Below are 22552 nucleotides of genomic sequence, written 5' to 3' on the forward strand. Positions count from 1 at the left end.
CGCCAAGGCTCCTGCTCTGTGCACAAAGCAGAGCGAGCCTAGCACCTGTTTATTTATACAGTAAAGGTCTTGCTATCTATGTCTACTCCGATCATCCCTTGGATGGGCGGCAAACGCCGCCTGGCCGATCGCCTTATTCCGCTGTTTCCACCTCACGAATGCTACGTCGAAGTCTTTGCTGGCGGCGCCGCGTTGTATTTCATGCGGCCCCAGGCGGCGCCCGTCGAAGTCCTCAACGACATCAATGGCGACCTGGTGACGCTGTACCGCGTGGTGCAGAACCACCTTGAAGAGTTTGTGCGCCAGTTCAAATGGGCGCTCAGCTCGCGCCAGGTGTTTGAGTGGCAGAAAATGACCCGCGTCGAAACCCTCACCGACATCCAGCGCGCCGCCCGATTTTTCTACCTGCAGCACCATGCCTTCGCCGGCAAAGTGTCCGGGCAGACCTTCGGTACCGCGACCACCGGCCCGGCCATCAATCTGCTCCGGATCGAGGAAAACCTCTCAGCCGCGTGGCAACGTCTGTCCGGCACCTACGTGGAGAACCTGCCTTGGCTGGAATGCGCCGAGCGCTATGATCGGGTTCACACCTTCCACTACATGGACCCGCCGTACTGGCAGACCGCAGGCTATGGCGTGGATTTTCCGTTTGAGAACTATGAACGCATGGCCGACTTCATGCGCCGCTGCAAGGGCAGGGTGATGGTCAGCATCAACGACCACCCGGACATCCGTCGAGTGTTCGAAGGCTTTCATTTTGAGACGCTGGACATCCGCTACACCACGACTAACCAGCGGCAGGGCAAGGCCGAGGTCAGTGGCGAACTGGTGATCATGAACTGGGAACCCGCTGCATTGGGAGGACTGTTTTGACGTGACAGCTATCCAAAAGGAGACTCTCAGAGGCGTCTCCTTTGGACCGTTTTACTTATCTGTAGGGTTTGTCGCCGATAATGGCCGCGCGCTCCATCTTGCGATGGCAAGGCGGATAGTCCATCACTGCATAGTGCTGGGTGCAGCGGTTGTCCCAAATCGCCACGCTGTTTTTCTTCCAGCGCCAACGGACTTGATACTCGGGGTTGTAGGCCTGGCTAATCAAGTACTTCAGCAGGTCAACGCCTTTTTGGTTGTAGTCCTGACCGACACGCACACGTCCCTGGCTGTGGTAGTTCACGAAGTGCGTAGCGTAGGCATTGACGAACAACACCTTCTCGCCCGTTTCGGGATGGGTACGCACCACCGGATGCTCGGCATCCGGGTATTGCGCCTTCATCGCCAGGCGCTTCTCCTTTGGCATGGCGGCGGCAAAGGAGGAATTGAAGCTGTGGTTGGCGATCAGGCTGTCGATTTCCTGCTTCACATCTATGGGCAGATTGTCATACGCCAGCACCATGTTGGCCCACATGGTGTCGCCACCGGTCGGTGGACATTCGATGCAACGCAGTACAGCGCCCATCGGAGGCGATTCACGCCAGGTGGCATCGCAGTGCCAGGCATTCTCGTAGCGATCCGCCGGATTCTCCGGGGTCTTGTAGATTTGTACGAGACCAGAGGCCTCCGGATGGCTGGGGAGCATCGGGTGGGTTTCAAGCTGGCCGAGACGCATGGCAAATGCTTCGTGGTCCTTGCGTGAGAGTTTGTCCAGATCCTGGTCGCGCAGGAATAGCACCTTGTATTTCAATAGCGCTGCATAAACTTCGTTGAACAACCCGTCATCGCGCACTGCGTCGCCAAGATTCACATTGTGCAGTTCCGCGCCGATGGCACAGGTCAGTTGTTCGACTCGCATGGCGTCTCCATTTCGATGGTTTATGGCCGGACCGTAGGCGGGGCAGGTGACATCGTGCCTTGATGTACGGCGGCGCTTGTTATTGTTGATCCAAACTGTTCGGGTGCGCAGGGGGGATTTGTGTATCCGAAGATCTTTCTAGCCCTATCAGCAGAGCGGGGGCCGCAATCGATATTAACTGGACCGAGAGCGATAACCTTTGCATTGCAGGACAATTTGTTGGCGTATTGGGACGCTGTAAGTGCGTTGCGGCGCAATGGGTAACGTCAGATACGTCGAAGATGTGACAGGTTCAGGCAAGATGCCCGGCCAGCAGGCTAGTGAGTCGGCCAACCTTACCTCTCGTTCTATTTATTCAGGCGATAAGGGCTCGGACGTCGCCTTGCTCTCTCTGTAGGAGGCGGCCCAAGCCGAAGGTGTCTTGCCGAACTGGCTGCGGAACCACCGTGAAAAATCACCGGCCGTGGAAAAGCCGAGCAGTTCGGCCACCTCATAAAATCGGCGTTTGCTGTTGGCCAAATACTCTTCGGCGAGTTCAGCCCGTACAGTGTTGATGATCGTTGTGACACTCTCACCCTCAGTTGCCAGGTGGCGGTTAAGGGTGCGTCGATGCATGCCAAGATGCTGGGCAACCGCATCGACAGAACACAGTCCGCTTGGCAGCAGCATCTTGACGATCTGACGTACCCGCTGCGTCGGCTCGTCGCGCAGGTTAGCCAACTGCATGTCCAGTGATCGCTTCACTTCGCGATGCAGCGCCGGGTCCGCCTCAGGTATGGCCATATCCAAATCGCCCCCGCGGCAAACGATGGCATTGAATTCCTGAGAGAACTCGATCGAGGTTCCCAACACACGGTGGTGTACTTCAAGGCTGGGGGGAGGTTCGTGAGTAAAACTGACCCTTACCGGCCGGAAGGTATAACCGCTCAGAATGCACAACGTGCGCAGGATAATTCCGGTTGCTTGTTCAATCGCTTGGCGCCAGACGCCATGATGGCCCTGCATGTTCACCCCCACATGCAGCAGGGTCAGATCGCCCACATCCTCAAGCCACAATTGCACACCGGCGTTATGCAGTCGCGTATAGCGAAAGCAAGATTGCAAGGCGGCGCGCAGTGTTGGCTCTTCGCGGATAAGCAGCGCCAGCATGCCAAAGTTGGAAAGGTGTCTCTTTTCGGCGAGCAGCAGACCGAAAGCTTCCTGACCGGACAATCGGGCTGACTCCTCCAGCAGCCACCCGACCGAATCGCTACTGATCATGATATTCGGATCGTCGAGGGCACTGGCCGGCAGCTTGGCCATCCGCAGCATACGAAAAGGATCGAGCCCCTCTGAACGGGCAACCTGTTCATAGTTGGTAAGGCTGGCACTCCGCGTCAGGGTATACATGATTTCCCTCGTGTCCCAATTTCGCAAGATTGAGTCCTGCGAAGCTTAGTGCAGGATGCCCCGTCAAAGCTACCTTCAGGCTTCCGAAAATAGAGAGCGGAAGGTAATGGATACGCGCTAGAACCTACTGCGGTTCAACAGCACGGCCCTTGGTCATGGGGATGCTCACGCGTGTGGGCATTGAAGTCACTTTCGTAAGCCGTAGCGGCTACACGCTTGATAACAACAATAAAACAACCACATTGAGGAGGCTGCATGGCCTTTCACCCAATCGCCGCCGACGATGACGACTCCGGTGGAGTCGGCGTTGCGCGTAAATATGCCTGGATTGTCTTCGCGCTGACGTTCGGCCTGTTGATTTCCGATTACATGTCACGCCAAGTGCTCAACGCGGTGTTCCCGCTGCTCAAGAGCGAGTGGGCGTTGAGCGACGGCCAGCTCGGTCTGCTCAGCGGCGTCGTTGCCCTGATGGTTGGCCTGCTGACGTTCCCTCTGTCGTTGATGGCCGACCGCTTCGGCCGGGTCAAGAGCCTGGCGTTGATGGCGCTACTCTGGAGCCTGGCGACCCTGGGCTGCGCGGTGGCGCAGGACTACCAGCAGATGTTCATCGCGCGCTTTATGGTCGGTGTCGGTGAGGCGGCTTACGGCAGCGTCGGCATCGCCGTGGTGATCTCGGTGTTCCCCAAACATATGCGCGCCACCCTGGCCAGTGCTTTCATGGCCGGTGGCTTGTTTGGTGCCGTGCTGGGCATGGCGTTGGGCGGTGCTATCGCGGCCAAGCTGGGCTGGCGCTGGTCGTTCGCCGGCATGGCTCTGTTTGGCCTGGTGCTGGCGGTGCTCTATCCGCTGATCGTCAAGGAAGCACGCATTGCGCCACAACGTGCCGCGCAGATTGCGAACAAGACGGTTGCCGCGGTCAAGCGTCCGCTGCGCACTTTGTGGTCCAGCCATTCGGTGATCGCCACGTACGTGGGTAGCGGTTTGCAGCTATTCGTCGGCGGTACGGTGATGGTTTGGATTCCCAGCTACCTCAACCGCTACTACGACATGCACACCGACAAGGCCGGCGGCATGGCGGCGCTCATCGTGTTGTGCAGCGGTGTGGGGATGATTCTGTGCGGCATGCTCAGCGATCGCCTGTGTCGCCACTCACCGGAGCACAAGGTCAGCCTGGCCATCGCCTTTTGTCTGGGCAGTTGTCTGTTGCTGTCGGCAGCCTTTGCCTTGCAGGCGGGGCCGGTGCAACTGCTGCTGATCTGCCTGGGCATGCTGATTGCCACCGGCACCACCGGCCCTAGCGGCGCGATGGTTGCCAACCTGACCCATTACTCGGTGCACGGCACGGCCTTCGCCACGCTGACCCTGGCCAACAACCTGCTGGGGTTGGCACCGGGGCCGTTCATCACCGGTCGGCTGTCCGACCTCATCGGTTTGCATGCCGCGTTTCAACTGGTGCCGCTGGTCAGCCTCGCGGCAGCGGCGGTGTTCTTTTATGCCAAGTGTCATTACCACAGAGATATCGCCCGGCTTCAGGGGCAGAGCGTGCCTGACCCTGTCAGTGAAGCCGGGTTAGAGGTGAGGTTGTGAGTCGTCGTTTACGTATTGATGTGTTTTTCGATTTCTTTTGCCCCTGGTGCCTGATCGGCGAGCGCCAACTGGAACACTCGCAGGTACAGTTTCGACGTGCCTAGTGTGCAGTTCGGCCGGCAGAGGACGGTGGTGGGTTCACGACCCCCCGATGCGCTGCTGGCCTCCAGGAGCGAAGCGCTGCGCGAAAGTGATCGCGAGCGGTAACTGGCATGCCCGGCTCATTCCTGTACCTGCTGACAAAAGCCCGCCGGCCGGGGGCCATACAAAGAGCGGCTATCTGTTCATTTCCACCCAACTCAAAGTCAATAACCACCCGGCCACGATCATCGATGGCCAGGCGTTCATTGCCACCTTTTTCGAGGAGTCCGCGCCATGAGCGCTATTGCTCTAACCCGCATCCAAACCCGCACACGCGAATTGGTACCGGGCTTTATAGTCAGCCTGATCGTGGCCGCCGCCGCCTCGTTTTTGTCCGAGCACTACGGCGCACCGGTCATGTTGTTCGCCTTGTTGCTGGGCATGGCCTTGAATTTTCTTGCCGACGACGGTCCCTGCAAAGTCGGCGTCGAGTTCACCGCCCGCACGGTACTGCGCATCGGCGTCGCTCTGCTGGGCATGCGCATCACCCTGGAACAAATGGCGGCACTGGGCTGGAAGCCGATGGTACTGGTGGTGATCTTGGTGGTGTTGACCATCGCTGCCTCGGTGATCGCCGCGAAGTTTCTGGGTTTCTCGCGGCTGTTTGGCATGCTCACCGGTGGCGCCACGGCCATCTGCGGCGCATCGGCAGCCTTGGCACTGGCGGCGGCGTTGCCGAACCATCCGCAGAAAGAGCGCGCGACCCTGTTCACGGTGATCGGCGTGTCGGCGTTGTCCACCCTGGCGATGATCGTCTATCCAATGATTGCCAACTGGTTCTCGTTGTCGCCACAGATCGCCGGGGTGTTCCTCGGCGCCACCATCCACGACGTCGCCCAAGTGGTCGGTGCTGGGTACGGCATGTCAACCGAGACCGGTGACACGGCCACGGTGGTCAAGCTGATGCGCGTTGCCATGCTCCTGCCGGTGATCGTCACCGCGGCCATGATCACCCGCATGCAAGGCGCTGACCCGACCGGCCAGCGCCCACCGCTGCTGCCATGGTTCGCCGTGGGCTTTCTGATTCTGGCCTGCATCAACAGCACCGGCTGGATCGCTCCGGCGGTGCAAGGCGGGGTCAATGAGTTGTCGCGCTGGTGCCTGGTGATTTCCATCAGTGCCCTGGGCATGAAGACTCGGCTCAAGGAGCTGGCGGCGGTCGGCATCAAACCGATCCTGCTGATGGTCGGTGAGACGGTGTTCTTGGTCGTGCTGGTACTGCTGTTGCTGCACTGGGGCCTCTGAAAACAGGCTTCACTCAGGTTTATGGCAGGGCTTCACTGGGCTGGCTCCTCGTTACAGTGAAGCTCACCACCGGTGCCACAAACATCGGTTTTTTGCGGCGACTGTACCAGCAGTCGCCGTTTTTTTTGGTTCATCACGAATGGTCGGGAAAGACGCGATCTACTTGAAAAAGAATTCGCAATACTCATATCACGGACAAGAACGCCGATTTGTCAGATGTGTTTGCTCGCACGAACATCATCAGTCAAATCGGCGCTGTTGTTTCTGAGTTTCCCGCAATTGCGTGAAAAACCTTTTTTGCCTTGTACTCAGAAGGATTTAGGGACTGCGGCACTCTCTGCGCAGAGACCGGACTGTTTCTGCGCGCTGCGCCACGCCGCCGGTGGCATGCCGAACTGGTTGATGAACCAGCGGGTAAAGGAGCTGGCCATGGAGAAGCCGAACATGTCGGCGATGCGGCTCATCGAGTTGTTCGGGTTCTCCAGATAACGCAGAGCCAGGTCGCGGCGCACGTCATTGATCAGGTCGTTGAAGGCACAGCCGTCGTCCTGCAGACGGCGTTGAAAGGTACGCACGTTCATGCCCTGTGACAGGGCGATCTGCTCTAGGGTGGCGCGCCCCATGGGCAACAACAGGTAGATGGCCTTGCGCACCTCGAACAGCATCGAGGTGCTTTCATCGCCCTGCAACGAATCGATGTAGTCTTGGGCATAACGGGCCATGGACGGGTCGGCATTGGGATTGATCATATCGAGACTGGCTTCGGAGCAAACGATGCCGTTGAATTCGCTGCCGAATTCCAGATTGCAGCCGAACAGGCGCTGATGCAGGTGCAGGCTGTCTGGCGGCTGGTGCATGAAGTTGACGCTGTAGGGGCGCCACTTCGAGCCGAGCAGTGTCGAGCACAAGCGGAACAGCACGCCAATGACCAGCTCCGTGGCTTGGCGATTGGGCAGCAGTGTCTCGGTGACCATCACTGCACGAATGATCACCATCCTGCCGGCCTCTTCAACGAAGATTCCCAGGGAATCGTTCATCAGATGACGGTAGCGCTCCATCACCTGCAAGGCGTCGCGCAGGGTGCGCTGTTGGCTGAGCAGCAGGCTGACTACACCGAGGTCCGAAAGCTGGCGTGACTCGGCCATGCGCAGGCCGAAGGTCTGGCAATCGCTGGCGGCGGCCGAATCTTCCAGCAGACGTACGGCGGCATCGATGGAAATGCGGTATTCAGGGGCTTGCAGCTGAGCCTTGTTCAGGCCGGCAACTGCCAGCACGTCACGCGGGTTGAATCCCAGGTCCTGGGTGACTTCCAGGTATTTGGTCAAGACGGCGGCGCGAACAAGCTTGGGCATGTATAGGATCTCCCTCGGCCGATGGCGGCGTTTCTTTTTTCATCGAAGATGTATTGAACGAGAAGAAGGCGCTTGTGGAAGTACTGATAGCGCTAGCGATCTTCAACCTTGGTCTGGCGTAGTGCAGAGCAGGAAGCGCGGTCCCATTGTAGGGAACACGAGCGCGGCGTTATGGGCATGGCGGGATAATTTCTTTGCATACTGGGACACTACCGGCGAGCCAAGAATGGCGGCGGCAGAAGCAGCTCTATAGTCTTTCGCCCTGTCCCAATTTCACAATATTGTGTCCTGCTAAGCTCAGTGCGGGGCACCCTCTCAGAGCTACCTTCAAGCCCACAACTAATAAGATGGAGGTAGATAATGGATACGCGCACTTCAATGCGTATCGGTCAGCCGCTCGCTGCAATGGCGCAGGTGGATGCCGACGATCCTGATGCATTCAACCACTGCTTTGCCGACGTCAACGGCATCCGCATGCACTACATCGACGAGGGCCAGGGCTCGCTCGTCATCCTGCTGCACGGCTTCCCCTACCTCTGGTACATGTGGCGGCGCCAGATCGTGGCATTGACCAAGGCCGGCTATCGGGTTGTGGTGCCCGATCAACGCGGGTTCGGGCAATCGGAGCGCCCCGATGCCATCGAAGCCTATGACATGAGCCAGTCCGTCGGCGACATGGTGGGTTTGATGGCGGCCCTGGGCGAAACCTCTGCGGTGATCATCGGCCACGACCTGGGTGCCTGGGTAGCCCAGGCGGCCGCCATGTTACGCCCGGATCTGTTCAGTGGCCTGGTAATGCTCAATACCCCGGTACCGCCGCGGGGCAAGGTCAAGCCAACCGTGGGCTTGCAGGCCATGGCGAAAGGCCGGGTCTACCACCACCTGTATTTCCAGCAGCTCACCAAGCCGGATCGCGAGCTGGCCGCTGATCCGCGCAGGACCTTGAGCAGCGTCTTCTACTCGATCTCCGGCAGCGCCGTGGGAGCCGAACGCTGGCGTCTGTTTGTCGAGGCCGGTGAGCCGATTCTCAACGCCTTTACCGAGCCGAAGGGAGCGTTCCCGTCCTGGCTGAGCCCGCGGTCGCTCGACTACTACGTCGCCGAGTACACGCGCACGGGGTTTACCGGTGCCCTGAACTACTACCGCTGTCGCGACCGCAACTGGGAAATCACCGCGTTTCTCGACGGCGCGAAGGTCAACCAGCCAAGCCTGTTCATCGGTGGTGCTGCCGACCCTTCCCTGGAGCCGGTGGAAATCCGCAGCCTCTACGACCAGATGGACGCCTACCTGCCCGCTTTGCGCAAAAAGGTGCTGCTACCCGGTGTAGGCCATAGCGCCGCAGAGGAAAGCCCGTCTCAGGTCAACGAATTGCTGCTGGAGTTTCTCGAGCAGTTGATGTCCGGCGACCCGGCCTCTGAGCCAGCGGCTGGCTAAACCCCTTGATAGCGGAAATGCAAAGGCAGGGCGAACGCTACCGGCATCTGCCGTAACGTCCGCCCTGCCTTTGCACATGGACAGGGCTGGATTTGTTCCTTGTTACTCAGCTGGCAGCCTTGACCAGCAGATGATCGCCGAACTGCTCGCGCAGGCGGTTCTTCAACACCTTGCCCGTAGCGCCCAGTGGAATCGTGTCGACGAAGACCACATCATCCGGCGTCCACCACTTGGCAATCTTGCCGTCATAAAAGGCCAGCAGATCTTCCCGGGTCAGGGCTGCCTGCGCTTTCCTGACGATGATCAGCAAGGGCCGTTCATCCCACTTCGCGTGTTTCGCGGCGATGCAGGCCGCCTGGGCGACTGAGGGATGGCTCAGGGCAATGTTCTCCAGATCGATCGAGCCGATCCACTCGCCACCCGACTTGATCACATCCTTGCTGCGATCGGTGATCTGCATGAAGCCATCGCCATCAATGGTCGCCACATCGCCGGTGGGAAACCAGGTCTGGCCGGCGTGTTCGAGCAGCGGCGAACAGTCGCTTTCATTTCTGAAATAGTCGCGTACCACCCAGGGGCCACGCACCATCAGGTCACCCGAGGTCGCGCCGTCCCAAGGCAGTTCCAGGCCGTCCGCGCCGACGATCTTCATGTCGACGCCAAACACTGCGCGGCCTTGTTTGGACTGCACTGCATTACGCTCATCCGGGGGCATGCCAAGGTGCCTGGCCTTGAGGGTGCCAATGGTGCCGATCGGGCTCAATTCCGTCATCCCCCAGACGTGCAACACCGCCACGCCGTAGGTCTCCTGAAACTTGTGCAGCATTGCCGTGGGACAGGCTGCACCGCCAATGATGGTGCGTTTCATGCTGGAGAAAGGCTCGCCGGTTTGCTCCAGATGCCCGAGCAGCCCTTGCCAGACCGTGGGTACGCCAGCAGAGAGGGTCACCTGCTCCGCTTCGAGCAGTTCGAACAGCGATTTGCCGTCCAGCGCAGGGCCGGGAAATACCAGCTTGGCCCCGACCATGCACGCGATGTACGGGAGCCCCCAGGCGTTGACATGGAACATGGGCACAACCGGCAGGATGACGTCGCGCGCCGAACAGTTCAGGGCATCCGGCAGCGCGGCGGCATAGGTGTGCAGCAGCGAAGAGCGATGACTGTACAGCACACCTTTCGGGTTGCCCGTGGTGCCGGAGGTGTAGCAGAGCGTGCAGGCGGCATCCTCGTCGAGATCCGGCCAGGCGTAATCGCAGGCGCCCTGTTGCAGCAGATCTTCATAGCACAGTAAGTTGTCGATACCGGTGTCTGTCGGCAGGTGATCGGTCATGGCGATGAACGCCTTGACCGTTGGGCAGCGGCCAGCGATGAGTTTGATCAGCGGCAGGAAGGTCATGTCGAAGAAGATGTACTGGTCTTCGGCATGATTAGCGATGTAGGCCACCTGATCTTCATGCAGGCGCGGGTTGATGGTGTGCACGATGGCACCCATCCCGCCAATGCCGTAGTACAACTCCAGGTGACGATAGCCGTTCCAGGCCAGCGTACCGATCCGGTCGGCGGGCTGGACACCCAGGCTGGTCAGCGCGCTGGCCATCTGGCGCGCGCGACGGTGGCAGTCCCGGAAGGTGTAGCGATGGATATCGCCCTCCACCCTGCGGGACACGATCTGCGTATCGCCGTGATGGCGGTCGGCGTGCTCTATGAGCGAGGAAATCAACAGCTGCTTGTGCATCATCAAGCCATGCATGGCATCGCTCCGTTCGAAAGTCTGTGATCGGGGAGCGGGCAGGGCCCTCTGTCAGATTCCACGTCAAGACCGCGAACCGGGACAGCCTGTTTTCCTCCCCTGGATTTTTGCGATCAGGCTACTTTCCCGGCCCCCCTTGAATCGAGGGATACCGGGAGTTCTCCTGGAACCGGATCAGTTGAATGCCGTGAGGTCTTTCGGCGCGATGTCATGCTGTTCGCAATAGTCAAGATAACGCTTGAGCCCGGACTTCCAGTTTTCGAGCGCGACGATGTTGTCGTTCTCATCCAGAAACGCAAGATCGCCATTGACCTGAACCAGCGTGAGCACATAGCCGTCGCCATTTCCGGTGCTGACGACTTCTGGGGTGTGAGTCGATCCGGCGGTCTCGTACACGATGCTGCCCGGGCCGGCGACCCAGTCATGCTCCTTGTATTTCCACTGGCCTTCGAAGGTGTAGACCATCACCGTACCCGTGTGGTGGTGCTTGGGCAGTTGCATGTCGATCGGCGCCTTCATCATGACGATCCATTCGCCTCGGATCGGGTCGAGCTTGAAGTACTTGAGCAGGACGTTATCGGCATAAGGGGTAAACGGAATCCAGGGCAGGGATTCGCCATCGATGACGGCGGTGTCGACGTGTTCGTAGAGCATAGGTATCTCCGTTGATTGTTGTTTTGATCGGGAATTTTTCGGCGGCCGGGATCGTCCGACCATCACGGATGGTCGGGTGCCCGGGCTGTCTGTCTGGCAGTCAGGGTCAGGTCAGCGGGGTTCCCGCCAAGGTTGCGCGTAGCATCTTCCGTGGCGCGTTGCCGTAGTCAGCCACGGCGTAGTGCTGGATTTGCAGGTTGTCCCACATGGCAACGGTGTTGGTGCGCCACTTCAGGCGAACCTGGTATTCCGGGATGGCGGCCTGGGAGATCAGGTAGTTCATCAGGTGATGAGCCTCGGGCATGAAGTCCTGGCCGTAGCGGATGTCCTCGAAGTTGAAGAAGTTCGAGAAATGGGTGGTGAATGCGGAATTGACGAACAGCACCTTCTCGCCGGTCTCGGGATGCACAAGCACTACCGGATGCTCGGCGCCGGGCGTCTTCAGGGCCATCGCGTGACGTTCTTCGCGTGGCAACTGGGCGCCAAAGGTCTGCTCGGCACCGTGCTTGGCATACAAGCCATCGATCCGTTGCTTGATGCTTTCGGGCAGCTTTTCGTAGGCCATCACCATGTTGGAAAACAGCGTATCGCCGCCGGTCTCCGGACCCAGTTCGCAGCGCAATACCGCACCGCGGGGCGGCGCCTGCTTGTAGGTGACATCGGCATGCCAGAGGTTTTCGCGACTAGCCTTTTCCACATAGCTCTTGGGCTTGCTCGGATCGAGATTGCGGTACAGCATCAGCAGCTTGTCCGCCTCCGGATGGCTCGGCGCCAAGGGATGGGCTTCCAGTTCGCTGAATTGCGCGGCGAAGTGCTGTTGCTCCATTGGGGTGATGTTCTGGTCGCGAAAGAACAACACTTTGTGCTTGAGCCACAGCTCCCGGATTTGCGCGATCAGTTCTGGATCTTGGGCAGCGTCGACAAGGCTGACGTTGCTGAGCTCGGCGCCGATGGCGGGTGTGCAAAGCTCTACCTTGATCGAATGCTGTCGCACCGACGACCGGATGATGGCCGGTGCCGAGGGCGATGCTGGTGAAGGGGTGTTTTGGATGTCGGCGATTTTTGTCATTGTTGTCTCCAATCCGTGCTTGTACGGCGATGCGCAAGATGTGCATCCGGTATAGGTAACAGGCCCCCGCTGATGGCAGAGGTACTGGTCCTATAGTAGATATCTCGGGCACGAGACTATGGGCGCGGCGGGACAGTTTATTAGCATATTGGGACGGTGCGTCGGGACCACGGACATTAGCTGATTAATGTCCACGCACCGGCGCAGTTTTGCCTGCTGGGACGGAATTTCTAGAGATGGACGGAGGAGTGCATATCGTGAGGAGCATCGAGGGCGTCGAAAATCCACGCAATATGGCTGATCAGGAGCACTAAAAAGCACGTGAGCGGTCGCCGGGCTTCGCTTTTATGCGAGAGGCCTTGGGGGCTGCCTAGTTCTCCAGTTGTAAAAGGCTCAATCCGAAAGTGATTGGTCAAACTGGCCGCGGAACCACTGCGACATCTAGTGTTTTCATCAAAGGACTTTGAGGTTCCCAAAAAAAATCGAACGTCAGCTTCTTACCGATTCTGTTGAAAAAGTACGGCTTGGTTCTCACGACAGAAAAGTACGCGTCTGAGATTGAATTTCTTGCTTTCAGCAGAGGTGTCCAGACTCGGATTTTACGTAGCAGCGGGGAAAAAAATGTGTTTTTACCCGTCAATATTCGAGCGGTTGAGAAAACCGACTTTTTCAACAGAATCGGCCGGTAGCGGTCACTCCGGCGCCATCATCACCGCGAGCGTCATCTTGATAAATTCCTCATTCTTGTCGATAGCTTCAAGGGCGCCGCGCACATTGTCGGCGACATCGGCCGATCCGCGCTGCTCGACCCAGCTCGAAAGCTCCAGGATAGCGGCTTCAAGGGCAAGCTGGTTTTCGTTGATCTTGAACAGCAGGGAAGGGAGCAGGTCAGAGTTTGGCATCGCGAATCCTCCGTGGAGATTTCAGCGTAGCATCGGGAGATAGTGCATGAAGGGGGGCGGTCGGCAGGACGCCGGGGAGGTGGCGAAAAGGCGTGCGTGACTTTCTCACGCACTTTTAAGCTCTTGTAGGCAGTCGGTTGCAGCTAGCGCCAGTAAAAATGGCCATTACAAAGGGGGGATGCATGATCCCTGCGGACATGGATGCTTGGGGCGAGACGACACCAGTAGAGCGCGTGAAGTATGCGTGATCGGCATACGACTGATGGTTATCACGCTGCTTGAGTGCACATTTTCGATGCTTGAATCATGGATTTTTTTGGACCGCAATCTTCTAAGGTTATGCGGAAACATTGGGCTGTAGGGCAAGCCAATAGGCTTGATTGCGGTCCGGAAAATCTATTGGAAGCCCCAGTCTGATTGATTTTCCCTCGGGACTTAAAATCCCCCGCTCGTAAGGGCGTGCCGGTTCGATTCCGGCTTCGGCACCATATAAATCAAGGGTTTGCGAGCGAAAGCTGGGCAAGCCCTTGTTTGTTTCTGGTCCGCAATTATTGGATTGGTCCGCAATTCACTTGGTTGGTGAGACTTTTTTCCCTTTCCTGTTGCGGATGTACTGCTCGGTCATTACAACGGTTGTTGCCCAAGCTGATCTCTGGCCTGCAAAATGTCACCGCTTGATTCGGCCTTGTCCGTACCGGCTTTGGAGCGTAAATCGCGCATTTGAAACTCGGACTTTGCGACACAAGGCGCTTCCCTGGCCAAGTCAAACCTTCCTCGTAACATCGCCACCGACATTGGTGTGCCATCTTCTGTAACGATCAGCCGCGTAGAGCAGACTTTATGTTCTGACTTTCGGGACATGATCCGATCAATCAAAGTCTTCAGCTCACCAGTGATTTCAATTCCATCATCGAGTGTCAGTCACCCGTTGGCCTGGATGTTCCTGAGCGTCTCCATACCACGCTTGGCGGCAGAAAGTGGGTGAGTGGAGGTGGCAGTTCGTCCTGTGTCGTATGTCGCGAGAGCGCCGAGAAAGCTTTTCCGATGACCAATTTTGATGATCTCCGAACGGTGGCTACGACTCAGTCAATCGGCAGTTGATTGAGGAGATAACGGTAGCAAGACAGATCTTTCACACCGAGCGCACCCAACAATGCTTGCTGATCCATTCTCGTCGGGCCAAGTGCCTGCGATTAAGCGTATCGAGACTACTAAGCATCGATTGATTGTGGAGAGCACGCGAAAAGGGGTAGGGTGGCTCAAGCGCCGTACTCCGTGACCGGATGCGACAGGGGGTAGTGGCAATTTGGTTGTGGGTGAGCGATTAATCTTTCAGGCCGGCATGGGGTCGGTTTAAGGAGATGCAGTGGTTAGTGATCGCGAAATTGCACTGGAACAAGCGCTTGTAGCAATTATTGGAGCGGCCGTCGCCAGCGGGCTTGATGTAAAAAGCCTGATGGACAACGCGACAGCCGGCTTACTTGGAAATGCTGCATACCGCTGGGCTGAACATCCGCATGTGTTAAACGCCATTAAAGTGATGAATGATGCATATGATCAAGTCAAGTAGTGGAGACTGCGCCAGCGCAGTAGCTAGACCGCCACATTTCGACACCGGTCTTGGCGAACCCTACTAGCTTTCGCGACCACTTTTCAGAAACTACGATTTCAGGTCGCGACATGTTGGCGAAGCGGGCAGACTGATCGGCAGGTGCTTTGGCCAGATTGATGAGGCGCGTGGACACCGTCTCCTGCCACTCCTCGAAGTCGTGGCGCTCGCCCGGCACGTGGTTGTTGATAAGTGCTTCCAGAGTTTCTTGTTGGATGGTTTTTTTATGACTCATCCCACCGGAACGCGGCGATCTTTTCCATCCCGCTAAAGACCAAGTTCATCGTCGAATGATAGCCGCAGCTGATGCTTTCCAGCAGCATGACGGTCAGGTAGGCCGCTATGAAATCGACTTCATTCTGCTGATCTCTGGCTTCGTTCATTTGCGAAATGATGGGAATCATGTAATTGACTTTTCCCTCAACCGACAACGCCATAAACCCAGGTAGTCCGCCTATGTCGTTTTCCAGGGCCCGTTGATACTTCCGCAGCCTGTGAGACGTCATCAGCTTGATGGTGGTACTGAGGGGTTTGAGACGGAGCGAGAGTCCCTCGAGGTCTAGTTCAAGCGCTAGTTGTCGCTCGGGTTTGAAAAACAGCATGCCGAACTCCCATCCTGATTAGCGCCTTCACTCTTAAGGCGCAAATGTATGCGCTGCTGCGCCAGAAGTTGGGGTCTTGGGTCGCCATCAGTGGCGCAGTTTTCAACCAGCAGGGCCTTGTCGGTACTGGGCAATTGAACATAGCCCCCGTTACTCGTAACGCGCGGGCTACCTTTTTGTTGCGGCCCGCGCTTCAGCGTGTTGCACCGCTCCTTGAATGTAGTCAAAGCCCATCGATCACCGGCAAGGCTTGCAGCGGATCTCGATCAACCCCTGAACTGTCTCCCATACTCAAGCATGATCCATGCCCGTTCGTTGTTCACGTCGGCCACCCACTGCGTCGCTTCCTCGGCTCTGATCTCCCCGGCCAGGCATTCGTTTCTTGCACCAGCCGCGCCTTGGCGTACTTGGGGCGGAGGAGGGTTTTTTGACCTGGCGCGCGCCGTCGTCCCCCAGCCACGCCTGCGGTCTGAATGTGTCGTTTTTTCTGCATACCTGCACCCGGCTAAAACAGGCCCAGGTTGGGGGCTGTGTACGCGAATGTGGGGCGGAGAAAGCCTGCAGATCGATGGGTCAACATGAAAAGCCTGAAGCACCTAAGGGGAGGGTGCAGGCAGAGGTCCATCTGCTGTTTGTGCGTGCAAACACACAAACGGACCCCAATATGCACGCAGCGGCGTTCTTTACGCCTTGTGCTGCTCGTCAGTTCAAAGCGGCGGCGATCAAGGGGATCTCGTATTGGACTGCAAAAAGAATACGAGGGTGGTTTCCTAGGCCACCCTCGCATCCGTTCACGCGCAAAGCTTCAAGCACTGCCAAAAAAGACGTCGGTATTCAGAACATCAACCCCGACCAAGGTGATGGTCGTTGTCTGTCCGCCCGTCTCGGCAACCGTCACGATGCTATCGGCACCGGTGTTGTCGATCGATTGGACAGCGGCGTTCGGGTCGCCGTTGAGCACCAGCCTGTCCCGCACGCCCAGGCCCGCATCGAAGCCGCTGACCTGGTACAGGTTCTCATTGACTGACAGATCGATGTTGAACGCATCCTGCTCACCGCCCGTGCCAACCAGCGTGAAGTCGAAGGGTGCGTTGGCCGGTTCGTTGGCGAACAGGTTGGCGTCAAAGGTACTCGTCGCCGAGTCCCCGTCCTTGTCCGTCAGCGTCGCGCTGAACGCCAGCTGGACATCGCTGGCCAGACTCTCGCTCTCCTGAATGAACTGGATCACCGGGATCTTGATATCGCCCCGGCCCATCGTCAGCTGAACCGCGTCGATCAGTGTCGTACCCGCCTTCTCGACGAGGAAGGACACCTGCCCGCCAGCCTCCGGCGTCAGGGTGTTTACCTCGATGCGGTCCGAAAACGTGCCATCCGCGTAGTAGATCCGGTAGTACAGGTCCTCGGTCGCGGTGTTGTAACCCGCCACGGAGTTGTCGATGAAGACCTTCATTGCCGTCAGCAGGCTCTCTGGATTGATGACGAAACTTTCATCGACGGCGCTGATTGCCGCCAGGTTATCGCCCTGGAGCACGTTGTTGGCGACGCCGATGCCGGACGTGCTGACGTTCATGGCCCTCGGGTCGATGTACGACGGCAGGGGGTTGGTCTGTAGCGCGGCTTCGGTAGGGTCGGGTGCTCCGAGCCCGATGCCGGTCAGGATGTCCGCGGTCGACGCCAGCGCCTTCGCGGAAAAGAACACGATCTCCTCGGATGCCGAAGGAATAGCCGGGTTGCTCGTCTGCGGAATCAACAATGTGCGCACCGGATCCGGGCCGCCGGCAGCGAGCGAGCCGTCGGCACTGCTGAGCACGATCGTCGAACGGAAGCCTTGCACCAGATCCAGTGCATAGCGACCATCGGCATAGGCGGTCAACGTGTAGTCGACGGTGGTATTCGCCGTTGCGGCGTTGTTGTCGAAATCACCGGTCAAGGTTCCCGCGAACTGGTACGCGCCATTGACATCCGGTGATGGCGACAGCTCGTTGAGCGTGCCGGTCCCGGTCGTGGTCGTGTTGTCCGGCCTGACGAGGGTGAACTGGTTATTGACCAACGAGATATCCAGACCGGCCGCCCCGAGCCCGTCGGCTCCCGTCGCCATGTTCCAGAACCCGGATTGCGCAAGGACGCTACCGGTCCCGATCAGGTTGCCGAAACTGAGTGCCGGCCCGTCGTCCTTGAACACCAGGTTCTGCCCGATGTTCAGCGTCGCCTGGGCGCTGTCGCCGTCCCCGTCGGTCTTGATCGCCGTCAGCGTCACCAGGTTGTCCGAGGTCAACGATTTCGAATCATCGGGATTGCTTGGGTCGGAATGCACCACGGCGCGGAGCTGGTCCAGCGTGACGCTGCCATTGGCGGCTACGCTGACCGTGAACACCAGCAGATTACTCGTGGCCGTGCGGCCTTCCACCACGGTGCCATTGAGCGACAGGTTCACCGCCTGGTTCGAGGCCGTGTCCGTCAATCCGGAAGCCCCGGCCACCACGCCCAGCGCATAGCTCAGGGTGCCAGCCCCATCGGCGCCAAACGCCGAGGTGAAGTTGGCGGCGAAGCTCTGGGTATCATTGGTCGCCAGTACCGTCTCGTCCACTGTCAGCGTTGGCTCCGTGCCGGTGGTGGTGATGGTCGGCCCGTCGTCCTTGAACACCAGGTTCTGCCCGATGTTCAGGGTCGCCTGGGCGCTGTCGCCCTCCTTGTCGGTAATGGTCGCGGTCAGCGTCACCAGGTTGTCCGAGGTCAAACTCGTCGAGTCATCGGGATTGGTGGCGTCGGGATGCACCACGGCGCGGAGCTGGTCGAGGGTGACATCACCGTTGGCAGCCACGCTGGCCGTGAACACCAGCAGGCTGGTGGTGGCCGTGCGGCCTTCGACCACGGTGCCGTTGAGCGACAGGTTCACCGCCTCGCCTGTCTCCGTGTCGGTCAACCCGGAAGCTCCGGCCACCACGTCCAGCGCATAGGTCAGGGTGCCGGCGCCATCGGCGCCAAACGCCGAATTGAAGTTGGCGGCAAAGTTCTGGGTGTCATTGGTCGCCAGCACCGTTTCGTCCACTGTCAGCATCGGTTCCGTGCCGGTGGTATTGATGCTCGGCCCGTCGTCCTTGAACACCAGGTTCTGCCCGATGTTCAGCGTCGCCTGGGCGCTGTCGCCGTCCCCGTCGGTCGTGGTCGCCGTCAGCGTCACCAGGTCGTCCGAGGTCAAACTCGTCGAGTCATCCGGATTGGTTGGGTCGGGATGCACCACGGCGCGGAGCTGGTCGAGGGTGACATCACCATTGGCGGCCACGCTGACCGTGAACACCAGCAGGTTGCCGAGGGCCGTGCGGCCTTCGACCACGGCGCCGTTGAGCGACAGGTTCACCGCCTCGCCGGTGGCCGTGTCGGTCAACCCGGAAGCTCCGGCCACCACGTCCAGCGCATAGGTCTGCGTGCCGGCGCCATCGGCGCCAAACGCCGAATTGAAGTTGGCGGCAAAGCTCTGGGTGTCGTTGGTCGCCAGTACCGTCTCGTCCACCGTCAGCGTCGGCTCCGTGCCGGTGGTGCTGATGCTCGGCCCGTCGTCGTCGAAGATCATCTTGGAGCCGATTTCGGTGGTGGTAACAGAGGCTTTGACCAGCGTGAAACCACCGATATCAAAGTCGGCGTGGTCATTGCCCTTGGCATTGACGGCCGCACCGTTCTCGATAAGCACGCGGTTGTGATCCGCCGTAGTGGTGTATTCAATCTGGTAGCCGGCTTTAATGCCGGTGAGGGTTGCGACCCCTGCAGCAAAGCTGATGGTAATGGCCGGATCATTCACCGATCCGTCTGAATTCTCGATCACCTGCCCGGTGCTGTTGAAGACGCGAACATTGGTGATGGCCACCGTCGCATCATTCGCATATCCATTGATGAAATTCACGCCAGGTTCAGCCGCGGTGCTGAATGCGCTGATTTTTACGATAGCGCTCTTGCCGCTTTGCAATTGCACAACGTCGAAATTGGCCGACTTCGTGTTGTAGACGTCGGTAAAGTCGACGTTGGATTCAAGGTCGGCTTCGTTCTGATCCAGGTTGGGAATGGTCACATTCTGCCTGGCACCTGTGACGAACGAAAAGCGGATGCCCTCTTGCTCCACAATCATCTGATTGTTGGTGCCGAAGGTGGTCGGGCCACCCGCCTGGCTGGTATTGATCGTGTCGCCAGTGTTTATGTTGACGCCGCTTGACTGGTCAGCAGGGTCCTTGCCGGTGGCAATGATGGTGGGATCTGTGATCCGCAACACACCGCCGTCATCGACAACGTTCGGGTTCGCCTTCGTGAACATCAGGAACAGGTTCTGACCGGAGGGCGCATTGGCCAGGCTGAACACCAGATCCTCACTGGCTCCGATGAAAACCTTATTCAGCAGATTGAGCGAGTCATCGGCATCCGTCATATCGGGATGCTTGAGCGGTTGGTACTCCACGGTCCAGATCTTGCCGCCCGTGACCGGCGAACCGGTTTCTTCAATGTAGGCAGCGAACACGATCGCACCGGCCGGGCCCCCGGCTCGGCCCACGACGATGTTGTTGTCGTTCGTATCGGTATAGAGAAGGATGCTGGTGCCATCGAGGGTATCGAGTCCGCTGTCCAGGCCATTGAGCGGTGCGCCTGAACTGTCGGTGAAGCTGATATCGGTAATGCTTCCTCCGGGCGCGGCGGTGACGGTGAATGCATCGCTGCCCGTGTTGCCCGTGGCACCGGTATAGCCGCTCAAGGCCGCACCCGAGGCGGTGCCTGCCCCCAGTCCGGCCAAACGGTTAGCGAATGTCGTGGGCAGGGACGCCACCAGAATGTCGTTGTCGTCAGCGTCCCCCGCAGGGGTTGGCGTGGCAGTGGCGTTCTGCAATCCGGCCGTTTCGTCCAGGGTCACGTCCTCGCCGGTCGCCACGACGCCCAGAGCGCTGGCTGTAACCGACGTTGTCACCAATGACTCGTTGAGGTCAGTGGTGAGGGGCTGGGTGAATAGAGCGATCTGATCGTTCGTTGACGATGAGTTTTTTTTCTGAGTAGCCATGACTTTCTCCAAAGCAATTGCAGTCACCAAGGCCGGACCGCGGACCTTTTTTTGGTACATGCCACAACTATGGATAAACGCCGGACGATATACATCGGCCGATACTCCCAGACGGGGTAGGAGATTCAGACTACTGGGAAGGGGAGACGGGATGACGCGAAGGAGCGGAGTCGAATATTCCGCTTGTGAATGAGGGCATGGCGCGGGTGTTCAAGGTTGCCGGGGGTTTAACCTCCAGCGCGTCGAACTGAGGCTGAACCAGCCTGTCGAACTACATCCGCTCCTTGAAGCTGGGGAAAATGATGAAGTACGAATACGTGCCCGCGTTCCAAAGTGCACTCTACGCGCCGAAGCCGTTAGCGGCACTGGCTAACGCACACTGATTCAACGATCCGGCAAAAACCTGTCAGACCTCACAAGCCTGACAGGTGACGTTTTACTTGGACGACGCAATATCACGGCCGCGTGGTGCTACCGCCACACCTTCCTCGCGTAGACGATGCAATAACAACTGCGTGTTGTCCACGCAACCCATGCCTTCAGGCTTGCTTTCAACTCCCTCGATAACCAGAAGAAGTTGCGCTTTATTGAGGGCCAGCCGTTGCTGCAGGACTTCGATTTCCTCAACCTTGCGCTTGAGTCCACTGAGCAACTCTTCATGCCGCCAACCGTTCGCATTCATCGGCAGTAGTTGTCGGATTTCTTCCAGTGAAAACCCCGCCGCCTGGGCGCCCGTGATGATCTCCAAAACCCACTCCGTATCAGGTGCATAGTCCCGATACCCATTGGCTTTGCGCCCGACAGATTTGATCAGGCCGCTCGCTTCGTAAAAACGGATGCGTGAAGGCGCCAGTCCGCTGATTTTCGCCAGTTCGCCTATTCTCATATTCCACTCCGAAAAACCATTGACCTTAAAGTTGACTTTAAACCTAAAGTTATTTGGCGACCAAGCTGCGCGGATGTAATGCATTGCTAAAACGCCATGGAATTCAGGGGTGGGCGAAAACCAGACCAGGACCATTCCCTCTGAACTGCCTATTGGATGGGCTGCACGTTATTGAACAAGGGCAAGGTTCAACAAGGGGCACGATCAGAACACGATTGGTCATACCCTCCATTTCATTCGGGAGATGCGAACATGGGTTATGTCACTACGCAGGACGGTGTTGAGATCTTTTACAAAGACTGGGGGCCACGGGATGCCCAGGTGATCTTTTTTCATCACGGATGGCCACTCAGTGCGGACGACTGGGATGCGCAGATGCTCTTTTTCCTGGCGAACGGCTACCGGGTCATTGCACACGACCGGCGTGGTCACGGGCGATCCAGTCAGGTCTGGGACGGGCACGACATGGATCACTATGCTGATGACGTCGCGGCCGTGGTCAACCATCTTGGGGTACAAGGCGCAGTTCATGTGGGGCACTCCACCGGCGGTGGTGAAGTCATCCATTACATTGCGCGCCACGGCGAAGACCGAGTGTCGAAGGCCGCCATAATCAGCGCCGTGCCACCCTTGATGGTTCAGACACCGAGCAATCCAGGCGGCTTGCCAAAGTCGGTTTTCGATGACTTGCAGGCACAGCTGAAGGCCAACCGCGCACAGTTCTACCATGACGTTCCAGCTGGACCTTTCTACGGTTATAACCGCCCTGGTGCAAAACCGTCTGAGGGCATCATCCGGAACTGGTGGCGACAAGGCATGATGGGCTGTGCAAAGGCGCATTATGACGGGATCGTGGCCTTTTCCCAGACCGACTTTACCGAGGATCTAAAGAGCATCACGATCCCCGTGCTGGTGATGCATGGTGATGATGACCAGATCGTGCCTTATGAAAACTCCGGGCTCTTGTCAGCCAAACTGTTGCAAAACAGCACGCTGAAAACCTACTCGGGCTTCCCGCACGGAATGCCTACGACGAACGCCGATACAATCAACGCCGATTTGCTCGCTTTCCTGCGAGGTTAGGCAACTTGGGGGGTAAAAAACTGCC

18 protein-coding genes, 1 tRNA gene and 3 pseudogenes are annotated in these 22552 nt (G+C 58.3%); 10 read left to right on the top strand and 12 right to left on the bottom strand.

What is annotated here, in order from left to right; all coding sequences use genetic code 11:
* Window positions 1-78 precede the first annotated feature (78 nt).
* Complete coding sequence (locus tag PSJE_RS01590) at window positions 79-873, top strand: DNA adenine methylase (protein WP_090455547.1); 795 nt, start codon at window positions 79-81, stop codon at window positions 871-873.
* Between the two features lie 55 nt (window positions 874-928).
* Here PSJE_RS01590 and PSJE_RS01595 read toward each other — a convergent pair whose 3' ends face one another.
* The gene (locus PSJE_RS01595) at window positions 929-1789 is read right to left on the bottom strand and encodes a TauD/TfdA dioxygenase family protein (RefSeq protein ID WP_090455545.1); all 861 of its coding nucleotides are present in this window, start codon (window positions 1787-1789) and stop codon (window positions 929-931) included.
* A 351-nt stretch (window positions 1790-2140) separates the two neighbouring features.
* Entirely contained in the window at window positions 2141-3178 is a 1038-nt protein-coding gene (locus tag PSJE_RS01600; RefSeq protein WP_090455543.1) for an AraC family transcriptional regulator, read from the bottom strand.
* Window positions 3179-3433: 255 nt separating this feature from the next.
* Here PSJE_RS01600 and PSJE_RS01605 point away from each other — a divergent pair, with 255 nt between their 5' ends.
* The 4 genes and pseudogenes from PSJE_RS01605 (at window position 3434) to PSJE_RS01620 (ending at window position 6151) form a co-directional block, all read left to right on the top strand.
* The gene (locus tag PSJE_RS01605) at window positions 3434-4765 is read left to right on the top strand and encodes an MFS transporter (RefSeq protein WP_090455541.1); all 1332 of its coding nucleotides are present in this window, start codon (window positions 3434-3436) and stop codon (window positions 4763-4765) included.
* Window positions 4762-4860 (top strand): annotated as a pseudogene (locus tag PSJE_RS01610) (DsbA family protein); the annotation flags it as partial. The gene PSJE_RS01605 and the pseudogene PSJE_RS01610, both read left to right, overlap by 4 nt.
* A 56-nt stretch (window positions 4861-4916) precedes the next feature.
* Window positions 4917-5144: a hypothetical protein gene (locus tag PSJE_RS01615; protein WP_235863944.1), complete on the top strand. Its 228-nt coding sequence runs from the start codon at window positions 4917-4919 to the stop codon at window positions 5142-5144.
* Complete coding sequence (locus PSJE_RS01620) at window positions 5141-6151, top strand: YeiH family protein (protein WP_090455539.1); 1011 nt, start codon at window positions 5141-5143, stop codon at window positions 6149-6151. Before PSJE_RS01615 ends, PSJE_RS01620 begins: the two co-directional genes overlap by 4 nt.
* A gap of 308 nt (window positions 6152-6459) precedes the next feature.
* Here the strand turns inward: PSJE_RS01620 and PSJE_RS01625 are convergent, their stop codons facing one another.
* Window positions 6460-7503: an AraC family transcriptional regulator gene (locus PSJE_RS01625; protein ID WP_090455537.1), complete on the bottom strand. Its 1044-nt coding sequence runs from the start codon at window positions 7501-7503 to the stop codon at window positions 6460-6462.
* A 360-nt stretch (window positions 7504-7863) separates the two neighbouring features.
* On the opposite strand from PSJE_RS01625, the gene PSJE_RS01630 reads away from it, so the two are divergent.
* A complete protein-coding gene (locus PSJE_RS01630; protein WP_090455535.1) occupies window positions 7864-8937 on the top strand; it encodes an alpha/beta hydrolase in 1074 nt (357 codons plus the stop codon).
* 106 nt (window positions 8938-9043) lie between these two features.
* Here PSJE_RS01630 and PSJE_RS01635 read toward each other — a convergent pair whose 3' ends face one another.
* The 4 genes from PSJE_RS01635 to PSJE_RS01655 all read right to left on the bottom strand — a co-directional run bounded on the left by PSJE_RS01635 (window position 9044) and on the right by PSJE_RS01655 (window position 13312).
* Window positions 9044-10687, bottom strand: a complete 1644-nt coding sequence (locus PSJE_RS01635) for a 3-(methylthio)propionyl-CoA ligase (RefSeq protein WP_090455534.1) — start codon at window positions 10685-10687, stop codon at window positions 9044-9046.
* Between the two features lie 174 nt (window positions 10688-10861).
* Entirely contained in the window at window positions 10862-11341 is a 480-nt protein-coding gene (locus PSJE_RS01640; protein ID WP_064678531.1) for a 2,4'-dihydroxyacetophenone dioxygenase family protein, read from the bottom strand.
* 106 nt (window positions 11342-11447) lie between these two features.
* On the bottom strand, window positions 11448-12320 hold the full coding sequence (locus PSJE_RS01645; RefSeq protein ID WP_208601474.1) for a TauD/TfdA dioxygenase family protein: 873 nt from the start codon (window positions 12318-12320) through the stop codon (window positions 11448-11450).
* A 782-nt stretch (window positions 12321-13102) separates the two neighbouring features.
* Entirely contained in the window at window positions 13103-13312 is a 210-nt protein-coding gene (locus PSJE_RS01655) for a hypothetical protein (protein ID WP_060539960.1), read from the bottom strand.
* A gap of 366 nt (window positions 13313-13678) precedes the next feature.
* Here PSJE_RS01655 and PSJE_RS31220 point away from each other — a divergent pair.
* Window positions 13679-13800 (top strand) — tRNA-Leu (locus PSJE_RS31220).
* Between the two features lie 80 nt (window positions 13801-13880).
* Here PSJE_RS31220 and PSJE_RS31485 read toward each other — a convergent pair.
* Window positions 13881-14215, bottom strand: a pseudogene (locus tag PSJE_RS31485) (site-specific integrase); the annotation flags it as partial.
* 463 nt (window positions 14216-14678) lie between these two features.
* Between PSJE_RS31485 and PSJE_RS01670 the strand changes: the two are divergent.
* On the top strand, window positions 14679-14882 hold the full coding sequence (locus PSJE_RS01670) for a hypothetical protein (protein ID WP_057714624.1): 204 nt from the start codon (window positions 14679-14681) through the stop codon (window positions 14880-14882).
* Here the strand turns inward: PSJE_RS01670 and PSJE_RS01675 are convergent.
* The 3 genes from PSJE_RS01675 to PSJE_RS01685 all read right to left on the bottom strand — a co-directional run bounded on the left by PSJE_RS01675 (window position 14875) and on the right by PSJE_RS01685 (window position 20558).
* A complete protein-coding gene (locus PSJE_RS01675; RefSeq protein ID WP_224795454.1) occupies window positions 14875-15156 on the bottom strand; it encodes a hypothetical protein in 282 nt (93 codons plus the stop codon). The two genes, PSJE_RS01670 and PSJE_RS01675, sit on opposite strands and share 8 nt — an antisense overlap.
* Window positions 15146-15523, bottom strand: a complete 378-nt coding sequence (locus PSJE_RS01680; protein WP_090455531.1) for a hypothetical protein — start codon at window positions 15521-15523, stop codon at window positions 15146-15148. The genes PSJE_RS01675 and PSJE_RS01680 overlap by 11 nt, the downstream gene beginning before the upstream one ends.
* A gap of 805 nt (window positions 15524-16328) precedes the next feature.
* Window positions 16329-20558: a DUF5801 repeats-in-toxin domain-containing protein gene (locus tag PSJE_RS01685; protein WP_090457885.1), complete on the bottom strand. Its 4230-nt coding sequence runs from the start codon at window positions 20556-20558 to the stop codon at window positions 16329-16331.
* A gap of 260 nt (window positions 20559-20818) precedes the next feature.
* Between PSJE_RS01685 and PSJE_RS31490 the strand changes: the two are divergent.
* A pseudogene (locus PSJE_RS31490) lies at window positions 20819-20941 on the top strand (acetoacetate decarboxylase (ADC)); the annotation flags it as partial.
* 53 nt (window positions 20942-20994) lie between these two features.
* On the opposite strand, the gene PSJE_RS01690 reads toward PSJE_RS31490, so the two are convergent.
* A complete protein-coding gene (locus PSJE_RS01690) occupies window positions 20995-21444 on the bottom strand; it encodes a MerR family transcriptional regulator (protein ID WP_090455530.1) in 450 nt (149 codons plus the stop codon).
* 252 nt (window positions 21445-21696) lie between these two features.
* Here PSJE_RS01690 and PSJE_RS01695 point away from each other — a divergent pair, with 252 nt between their 5' ends.
* On the top strand, window positions 21697-22527 hold the full coding sequence (locus PSJE_RS01695; protein WP_090455529.1) for an alpha/beta fold hydrolase: 831 nt from the start codon (window positions 21697-21699) through the stop codon (window positions 22525-22527).
* Window positions 22528-22552: the final 25 nt, after the last annotated feature.

It is taken from the genome of Pseudomonas jessenii, assembly GCF_002236115.1.
Taxonomy (GTDB): Bacteria; Pseudomonadota; Gammaproteobacteria; order Pseudomonadales; family Pseudomonadaceae; genus Aquipseudomonas; species Aquipseudomonas jessenii.

Coding starts and splice junctions, on each gene's coding strand:
- PSJE_RS01600 (WP_090455543.1), bottom strand. CDS start 3,178: ATGTATACCCTGACGCGGAGTGCCAGCCTTACCAACTATGAACAGGTT.
- PSJE_RS01685 (WP_090457885.1), bottom strand. CDS start 20,558: ATGGCTACTCAGAAAAAAAACTCATCGTCAACGAACGATCAGATCGCT.
- PSJE_RS01675 (WP_224795454.1), bottom strand. CDS start 15,156: ATGAGTCATAAAAAAACCATCCAACAAGAAACTCTGGAAGCACTTATC.
- PSJE_RS01655 (WP_060539960.1), bottom strand. CDS start 13,312: ATGCCAAACTCTGACCTGCTCCCTTCCCTGCTGTTCAAGATCAACGAA.
- PSJE_RS01630 (WP_090455535.1), top strand. CDS start 7,864: ATGGATACGCGCACTTCAATGCGTATCGGTCAGCCGCTCGCTGCAATG.
- PSJE_RS01595 (WP_090455545.1), bottom strand. CDS start 1,789: ATGCGAGTCGAACAACTGACCTGTGCCATCGGCGCGGAACTGCACAAT.
- PSJE_RS01635 (WP_090455534.1), bottom strand. CDS start 10,687: ATGCATGGCTTGATGATGCACAAGCAGCTGTTGATTTCCTCGCTCATA.
- PSJE_RS01605 (WP_090455541.1), top strand. CDS start 3,434: ATGGCCTTTCACCCAATCGCCGCCGACGATGACGACTCCGGTGGAGTC.
- PSJE_RS01690 (WP_090455530.1), bottom strand. CDS start 21,444: ATGAGAATAGGCGAACTGGCGAAAATCAGCGGACTGGCGCCTTCACGC.
- PSJE_RS01640 (WP_064678531.1), bottom strand. CDS start 11,341: ATGCTCTACGAACACGTCGACACCGCCGTCATCGATGGCGAATCCCTG.
- PSJE_RS01620 (WP_090455539.1), top strand. CDS start 5,141: ATGAGCGCTATTGCTCTAACCCGCATCCAAACCCGCACACGCGAATTG.
- PSJE_RS01680 (WP_090455531.1), bottom strand. CDS start 15,523: ATGCTGTTTTTCAAACCCGAGCGACAACTAGCGCTTGAACTAGACCTC.
- PSJE_RS01625 (WP_090455537.1), bottom strand. CDS start 7,503: ATGCCCAAGCTTGTTCGCGCCGCCGTCTTGACCAAATACCTGGAAGTC.
- PSJE_RS01615 (WP_235863944.1), top strand. CDS start 4,917: ATGCGCTGCTGGCCTCCAGGAGCGAAGCGCTGCGCGAAAGTGATCGCG.
- PSJE_RS01590 (WP_090455547.1), top strand. CDS start 79: ATGTCTACTCCGATCATCCCTTGGATGGGCGGCAAACGCCGCCTGGCC.
- PSJE_RS01695 (WP_090455529.1), top strand. CDS start 21,697: ATGGGTTATGTCACTACGCAGGACGGTGTTGAGATCTTTTACAAAGAC.